The organism is Bartonella sp. TT121SHDZB (assembly GCF_042193415.1).
In the GTDB taxonomy this organism is placed as follows: Bacteria; Pseudomonadota; Alphaproteobacteria; order Rhizobiales; family Rhizobiaceae; genus Bartonella.
Genome location: NZ_JBHILR010000023.1, coordinates 1 through 4,809, shown reverse-complemented (window position 1 = coordinate 4,809; position 4,809 = coordinate 1). Strand labels below are relative to the sequence as shown.

General features: G+C 38.1%; 2 protein-coding genes. Both read left to right on the top strand.

The genetic code is table 11. From position 1 onward, the window contains the following. The first annotated feature begins 173 nt into the window (after positions 1–173). Positions 174–1,526, top strand: a complete 1,353-nt coding sequence (locus ACFIKI_RS08200) for an MFS transporter (protein WP_375666720.1) — start codon at positions 174–176, stop codon at positions 1,524–1,526. A gap of 1,403 nt (positions 1,527–2,929) precedes the next feature. Then, on the top strand, positions 2,930–3,829 hold the full coding sequence (locus ACFIKI_RS08195) for an abortive infection family protein (RefSeq protein WP_375666718.1): 900 nt from the start codon (positions 2,930–2,932) through the stop codon (positions 3,827–3,829). The last annotated feature ends 980 nt before the right edge of the window (positions 3,830–4,809 follow it).

Genomic DNA, 4,809 nt, shown 5'->3' with positions numbered 1-4,809 from the left:
AGCCATTTTTTAATCCTTTCTTATACAGTTTTTATCCATACACTCATCCCACTTGTTATGTGCAAATGAGTGGTTTTGCTTGATTCAAGATAAACAGATTTGAAACGAGAGAATCCTACGTTATTCGGGACTCTCATTCAACATACAAAACAGTGAATTATCATTATAAATCAATACCTTGTCCAAAAACAGAAAGGTATGTCATATATACCGTCATTATTTCCAGCATACTTCCTCTGCTGGACGGGAGCATTGTTAATGTCATCCTTCCTAACCTTGCGCATTATTTTTCAGTCGGAGAAAATAATATACAATGGGTTGTAACATCCTATTTTCTCGCCACCGTTCCAGGGCTGCTAATGGCCGCTTTTGTGCAAGGAAGAATAGGTATCAAAAGCACTTGGTTTCTTGCAAGCTTCATTTTTATGCTTGGATCACTGGGGGTAGGATTAAGCTATAGTTTTCCAACTATTATATCTGCCCGTATCGTTCAAGGCTTCGGGACAGGTCTTTTGCTGCCCCTTAGCCAAACCATCATTGCATTACAATTTGGACAGACACGAGTGCGCCAAGCCATGGGCACCATAGCCGTACCAACAGTTTTCGCTCCTGCCTTTGGTCCGCTGGTAGGCGCCTCGCTTGCTCAGTATGTGTCTTGGCGTTTGTTATTTTTTATCAATATTCCGCTTATTTTATTGGCACTCACCCTTGGAGCAAAACATTTAAAGAGCAACGAAATAACAAAAACAAAATTTAACTTATTTGCATTTTTAGCGTTTTCCATCTCCCTTCTTTCGTTTTTTTATCTCACAGAAGCCAGAAATATCAATAACCACAACACCCTCTTTATCCTAGCGCTTATAGCCGTGATATCTCTCATATTATTCATTGTTTCTAATCAGAAAGCAAAAAACAAATTAATCGTCTTTAGCGGATTTCAAAATGCGCGCTATACATTGCTCATGATCATGGGGCTCGTTGCTTCATTTCTTTTTTATAGCTTCCTCGTTTATTTCCCACTAGCCGTTGCCATGGGAGGAAACTATGAAAAGAGCCTTCTCATCATCGGTGCCCTCCTTGCTCTGCAAGGAGTGGGTGCGTGGATTGGCAGGAAATTTATTTACCAAAAATGGAAAGAAAAATCTCCCTTTTTCATGATAGGAATTGGTTTAGTGATATCAAGCTTTGGGTTATTATGCTTCGGCTATAATATAAGCATGGATGGACTGGGATTCTTGCTAAGAGGCATAGGACTTGGCATCGCCACCATTGTCTGCCTTTCCACCCCCATCCAATATGTCAACAGTTTATACGTCAAAGATACAGCCGTTATCACACGCATATTACAGCAAATAGGTGGTGCCTTAGGGGGTATATTCGCTGGCTTTTTGATCCATTCGCTGACAGAAGAATCCCTGTCCTTAAACCAAACATATATCGTATTCTTCATATTCTCTATCGCTGCATTTTTACTGTTTTGCCTAGCCCTCCTCTTATCGCGTAAAGAGAAGAATTTTGATTTATGATATGCTTTATTTGAACACCCTATCCATAACATTGGCAATGGCATATAAAATCATACAGCATTTACCACTTTTCGAGAAACCAACACACTGAGACATTGAACACAGCCTTCATCATTTTTATGAAAGAACACTAAACCGATAAGCTCCTTAAGCTCTAAAATTGATCACCTCCAGTAACGTACGGTGTTTGTAATTTTATGATACCTCTGTGCTTTTAAATCCCTCTAAAAACCTCTTGAAATATGGGATTTTCTGATCAGACCTTTGCAAAGATCCACGAAATTAAGCACGCATTTCAATGCGGAATAGTCCCATAAATGCGCTAACAGACGCCCTACCGACCCAGCATAGAATATAGAACCCGCCCCCGCGCACGCCCCTATAAATGCTAATCATCTTTTACCACACACCGCGATGTGAAAAATCGCACTGTATTGCAAACTTGATAATGTTATTCGCCCCTTTTCAAAGTCATTGAATCACTATGCTTCCGTAACCGCAATAGGTCCAAATGAAACTGAAGCGACAAAAACAGCTGGTAAAGCAGCATCTTCTCTCCATTTCATTGTTAACTGTTATAAGAAATTTCCCCCACTTTAATAAAAAATCCCTCTCTCATTGAGAGGGAAATTTTAAAAACATTGAAAATCATAAAGCATGATGACAGACAGCAAACCATCTTTAAAAAGACTGTTTCTTGATTTTCACAGCGTACTCTTAGATTTCTCTAACATTTTCCTGTCTTTAAATTTTCCTTATAAGTTTTACGGACAAAAGAAGCTTTTCAGAACTCTTTTACACATAACTTCATTGCTTCAAGCTCCCTTACAGACACGATAAACGTTTATATTTCCATCTACCAAGTATGCGAGCTTCACAGCGGATATAATGAAAACAGTCTTTTTATAGAAAACCGTAAGCTTTAACGGAATAAACGAGATTTTAAACTAGCCTCCCGCATTACTCTATACCGGTTATGCAAATAAAGAGCGCCATCTACTTTTTCTGACAAGCAAAGAACACACACAACATTTAGTAACATGCCATTATTGAAATTCTTGTCACAAAACCTTCCGTTCAGGGATTATGCGCATTGCCTGCTTCCTTCTCTCCAATAAACAATCTGCCAATAAAGAATGCTATTGCAGTTACGATAATACAAAATTATACTTCTGTTCTCATTCTATATTTTTCCAATTATCACGCATTATTCACCCCCTTCACTGCTTCACTGTTATAACAATGAAAGGAGAAAAAGATTAAAACACAATATAGTATTTCTTTTTCACAAATCTTATATAAGCCACAAAATTGTTGCGCGACTTTCTAAGCAAGGTCAGGCAATAAAATCATACTCTAAAAACCACTCAACATACCACTTTTTGATATTATAAAGCCATAAAATGCAATTATCGTCTCCGCAAAAAATATCTCAGAAAAACAAAATCCCTTCTGCAATCATTGGACTACTCCCTCCAATGTTTGCGCACCATTATACGCATAACGAGTTAGATGACTTGTTTATTGCATTATTTGCTCCTCCTGAAATTCCAGAAGGTACAAAAATCCAAAAAGTTAAAGCGTGGCTACGTGCAATCAATGTGGAATGCAATGAACCGCTTGAAGTCCTTGGTAACTTGCTTGGGGATTTTTTAGAAAAAGAATATTATGACCCAGACCCTACCGGATTGAATTCATCGTTATACAAAAAAACTCTACAGTTAAAAGAAGATCAACGTAAAATTTTAGAAACGTTAAAGAAAGATGGATTGGAATATCAGCGTGGAGGGTATATTATCAAAGCAGGTCTTCTTTCTATAAAAGAGCTACAAAACCGTATTGCAGAGAAAAGACTTTCAGCAGTAGAAATCGAAATAAATAGGGCATTAGAAAATATAGAAAAAGATCCAAGGGAGGCAGTTCTATTTGCAGCAAATCTGTTGGAAGCCTCTTGCAAAGCTTATCTCGACCACCATTCTATCTCATATAAAGAAAACGCCCGTAATAATCTGCCTGCTTTATGGGAAGAAGTCGTTAAGAAAGCTAAGATCCATCCCGAAGATATGAAGCAAGAAAACTTAAAAAATCAAGATCTAGATGAAAATGACTTAAAAATGATCGCATCCGGTCTGTATCAAATTGTGCGCGGTACTATAAAGTTAAGAAACAAGAAAGGTGCAGCGCACGGCCGCTCAGAAAAGGATTTTGAACTAATCAATCTCAAGCCTCGCCATGCGCGTTTAACTTTTAATGCCGCCCATTCCCTCTCAATTTATATCTTAGAGCTCATGGATCAGCCATAATAAAAACCATATCACGACTACCAGCATTTTCTCGTGCCATTTTTAATGCTTTTTAGGCATTAAAGGGGAGTGGCTGCTTCTACCCTACAAAACCAAATATTTCTATAGCATGACAACATGAGTAGTCACACCGCTCTATGGTGTTCCTCTTCCCCGCGTTTCTAGGCTCCGCTTCTAAAGTCAGTGGCAATTTCTGTAAATGCAAAAGCCGCCCTTAAGGATGGCGAATGAGGATGGTGCAAAAGTATTGCCTTGATTATTTTTTTTAAGAACAAACTAGCTAGTGTACTATTTTTTGAAAGCTCTCGTGAAGAAATATTATGATGGAGAAGCTAGTCATTATGATAAAAATACAAGTCTTAACTCCCTAAAGAGAGAAAATCTGAGTTTAGATTTAATCCCTGAAAAGCTTTTATGCGTGTAAATTAGATACCTATACGTTCTTCTCCTACCCTACTTAATTTTATAATAAGACAGCTCCTTATAAAAAACAGCACTATTCTTACATACCATAGCCATTTTCTCTTTACAGGCTTTCTGCTATCAACATAACACTTTACCCTCTTAAAACACTGTTTGCAAAAGGTTTGCATCATTACAATGATCATAGGCATAGGCTCACTACCCCAAAAGCTTGCTAGGTAAAAATCCGCCTTAGTATTTAGTGGTATAGATAGTTTGGAGTTCAAGGAATTGTGAACAGTTTTTTGTTACAAAAAGTTAGCGGATTGTTTTGAGGATTTGGCTATACAGGCTACAATAGGACAAAGGGAGGGATGTCATAAGAACCAAGAGAATCTGAGCTTAGATTTAGCCTTGTGCGCCCTTTAAGTGCGTGGCATTACGTACCTTAATGGCTTTTACCCCCCCCCTTGCTTTCCGAAGGTGCATGATAATTAGTAGGCATGCGCCTTTAGTTTTTATTTGTTTTTTGTACGTGGGAAGAGTTGCAAGAGAATAGCATTTTACTCCATGCGTTT

Bases quoted from the DNA above. Each gene is read 5' to 3' on its own strand.
- ACFIKI_RS08195 (WP_375666718.1), top strand. From the start codon at position 2,930: ATGCAATTATCGTCTCCGCAAAAAATATCTCAGAAAAACAAAATCCCT.